Raw genomic sequence first — 3513 nt, 5'->3', positions numbered from 1 at the left:
CGCCCGGCTGGACCGCGCGCAGGGCGGCACGCAATCGGCCGACGCCCTGCGCGGGGTGGTGGCGCGCGCCATCGACGATCTCGACCAGTGCTTCTCGATCATCACCGCCCTGCTGCGCATCGGCGAGATCGAGAACGCCCGTCGCCGGGTCGGATTCGCCGTCATCGACCTGCAGGAAATCGCCGCGGACATCGTCGATCTCTACGAACCGATCGCCGAGGCCAAGCAGATCCGCCTCGACCTGCTGTCGGGCAACGCGCCGGTCCCCGTCTATGGCGACCGCGACCTGCTGATCGAAGTCCTCGCCAACCTGATCGACAATGCCATCAAGTTCACCGATGCCGGGGGCGAGGTCTCGCTGTCCGTCATCCGCTACGGCGACGGCGCGCGGCTCGAGGTCGCCGATACCGGCATCGGCATCGCGCCCGAGGAACGCCAGGCGGTGATGAACCGCTTCTACCGCTCGGACAAAAGCCGCCACATCCCCGGCAGCGGGCTGGGGCTCAGCCTGGTGTCCGCCATCCTGCGCCTGCACAACGCCGCCCTGACCATTTCGGATACGCGCAGGCGCGAATCGCGTCCCGGGGCGCTGTTCGGCATCGTCTTCCCGCCCGTTCCCACCCCCGCGCCGCCGCCGGCCTGAACGGCCAGACCCGTCAGGCGCGGCCTGTGACGGGCCGCGCGGGCGTGCTATGCGCGTTTCGCCCAATCGAACATTCTAAACCGGAATTTCATTGGCGCACCGGGGTGACATGTTAACGAAGCCGCGAGACAGCCGGGGAGCGACGACAATGCATGCAGGCGGACAGCCGGATCGGACCGGGCGGGCCATGCGCGATCGCGGGATGCGGGGCATCGTCTCCTGTCCGCCCCATTCCCTTGCCCAGGACCTGACGCGCGCATGAATTCCATCGTCGTCACCGCGCTCAAGCGGCCCTACACCTTCGTCGTCCTCTCGATCCTGATCGTGGTGTTCGGCTTCCGGGCCATCGTCCAGACCCCGACCGACGTGTTCCCCAGCATCAAGATCCCGGTGGTCGCCATCGTCTGGGGCTATACCGGCCTGATGCCCGAGGACATGTCGGGCCGCGTGATCTATTATTACGAACGCGCCCTGACCGCGACGGTCAACAATATCGAGCATATCGAAAGCCAGTCCTATTACGGGCGCGGCGTGGTCAAGGTCTTCTTCCAGCCGGGCACCGACACCTCGGTGGCGCAGACCCAGATCACCTCGGTGTCGCAGACCGTCATCAAGCAGATGCCCACCGGCATGACGCCGCCGCTGATCCTGACCTACAACGCGTCGTCGGTGCCGGTGCTCACGCTCCAGGTCTCGTCCGATTCGATGACCGCGTCGCAGATCTACGACATGTCCTCGAACCTGATCCGCCCGGCGCTGGTCTCGGTCGCGGGTGCTGCCATTCCCAATCCCTATGGCGGCCAGCCCGGCAACATCATGGTCGATCTCGACCAGTCGAAGCTGCTGGCCCACGGTCTGTCGGCCACCGATGTCGGCAACGCGCTGGGGCGGCAGAACATCGTCCTGCCCGCGGGTGACCAGCAGATCGGCGCCTTCGACTTCATGGTGCAGACCAACGCCACCCCGCGCGAGATCGACACCTTCAACAGCATCCCGATCAAGCAGGTCGGCAATTCCGTGGTCTATCTGCGCGACGTCGCCTGGGTGCATTCCGGCGGCCCGCCGCAGACCAACATGGTGCTGGTCCGCGGCCACCAGGCGGTGCTGATCGTCATCATGAAAAGCGGCGACGCCTCGACGCTCAGCGTCGTGAGCGGGATCAAGGCGCTGCTGCCCTCCGTCATCGCCACCCTGCCGCAGGGCGTGCAGATCCATATCCTCAACGACGCCTCGATCTTCGTGAAGGACGCGATCCGCGACGTGGTCCAGGAAATGGGCACCGCCGCCCTGCTGACCAGCCTGGTGGTGCTGCTGTTCCTCGGCTCGTGGCGCTCGACGATCATCATCGCCACCTCGATCCCGCTGGCCATGCTGTGCTCGGTCATCGGGCTGGGCTGGGCGGGCCAGACCATCAACGTCATGACCCTGGGCGGCCTGGCGCTGGCGGTCGGCATCCTGGTCGACGACGCCACCGTCATGATCGAAAACATCGACGCCCACCTGGAAATGGGCAAGGAGCTGGAAACCGCGATCATCGACGCGGCCAACCAGATCGTCATCCCGACCTTCGTCTCCACCCTGTGCATCTGCATCGTGTGGATGCCGCTCTTCCAGTTGACCGGGGTCGCGGGCTGGCTGTTCATGCCGATGGCCGAGGCGATCATCTTCGCCATGATCGCGTCCTTCATCCTGTCGCGCACCCTGGTGCCGACCATGGCGAAATACCTGCTGGCGGCGCAGGTCGCGGCCCATGCCGACCCGCATGCGCACCACGCGCCGCGCGGTTTCTTCGGCCGCTTCCAGCGCGGGTTCGAGGCCCGGTTCACGGCATTCCGCAACGGCTATCGCGACCTGCTGGCGCATCTGGTCGCCACCCGGGGGCGCTTCATCCCGGCCTTCCTGGGCGTCACGCTGGCGTCGATGGCGCTGCTGCTGTTCGTCGGCCAGGATTTCTTCCCCGAGATCAATTCCAACGCGCTGGCCATCCATATGCGCGCCCCCCTGGGCACCAAGCTGAACGAATCCGGCAAGATCTCGATGCTGGTCAACGCGGAAATCCGCCGCCTGCTGCCCGGCCAGGTCGATGACATCGTCTCGAATTGCGGCCTGCCCTTCAGCGGCCTCAACCAGGCCTTCATCCCGACCCCCACGGTGGGCGCGCAGGATTGCGACCTGACGGTGACGCTCAAGCGCGAGGATTCGCCGGTCGCCGACTACCGCCAGATCCTGCGGCGCGGCCTGGCCGACCGTTTCCCCGGCACTCAGATCACCTTCATGCCCGCCGACCTGACGGCCAAGATCCTCAATTTCGGCCTGCCTTCGCCGATCGACGTGCAGGTGACCGGCCGCGACCTGGCGGATAATTTCATCTTCGCCCAGCATCTCGCCGCGCGCCTGCGCCACGTGACCGGCATCGCCGACGTCTCGGTGCAGGAACCGATGAACACCCCCACCCTGCGGGTGAATGCGCGGCGCAGCTACGCGCTGGGCACCGGCCTGACCGAGGCCGACATCGCCAACAACACGCTGGCGGTGCTGTCGGGCAGCGGCCAGGTCGCGCCGACCTACTGGCTCGACCCCAAGACCGGGGTGTCGCACCTGGTCGACATCCAGACGCCGCTGCAGTTCCTGCAGACCCTGAACGACCTGGAAACCATCCCGATCGACCGGGGCGACGGCAACCCGGCCAACGGCGCGCCGCAGATCCTGGGCGGCCTCAGCCAGCTCACGCAGACCGGCACGGCGGGCGAGGTCGCGCACTACAACATCATGCCGGTGTTCGACATCTACGCCGCGAACGAAGGGCTGGACCTGGGCGCCGTCTCGCGAGAGGTCGCGCGCGTCGTCGACGCCGCCCGCCACGACCTGCC

General features: G+C 66.8%; 2 protein-coding genes. Both read left to right on the top strand.

The window, feature by feature from the left end; all coding sequences use genetic code 11:
* Positions 1-643: sensor histidine kinase (locus tag HUK84_RS12685; RefSeq protein ID WP_218064357.1), on the top strand; the 643-nt coding region annotated here is incomplete at its 5' end.
* A 258-nt stretch (positions 644-901) separates the two neighbouring features.
* Positions 902-3513 (top strand): efflux RND transporter permease subunit (locus HUK84_RS12680; protein ID WP_176640620.1); only part of this gene is annotated, 2612 nt, incomplete at its 3' end.

Source organism: Nguyenibacter vanlangensis (assembly GCF_013376155.1).
GTDB lineage: Bacteria > Pseudomonadota > Alphaproteobacteria > Acetobacterales > Acetobacteraceae > Gluconacetobacter > Gluconacetobacter vanlangensis.
Note: the sequence above shows the minus strand (reverse complement) of the source record. Positions and strands in the feature narration are given on the sequence as shown.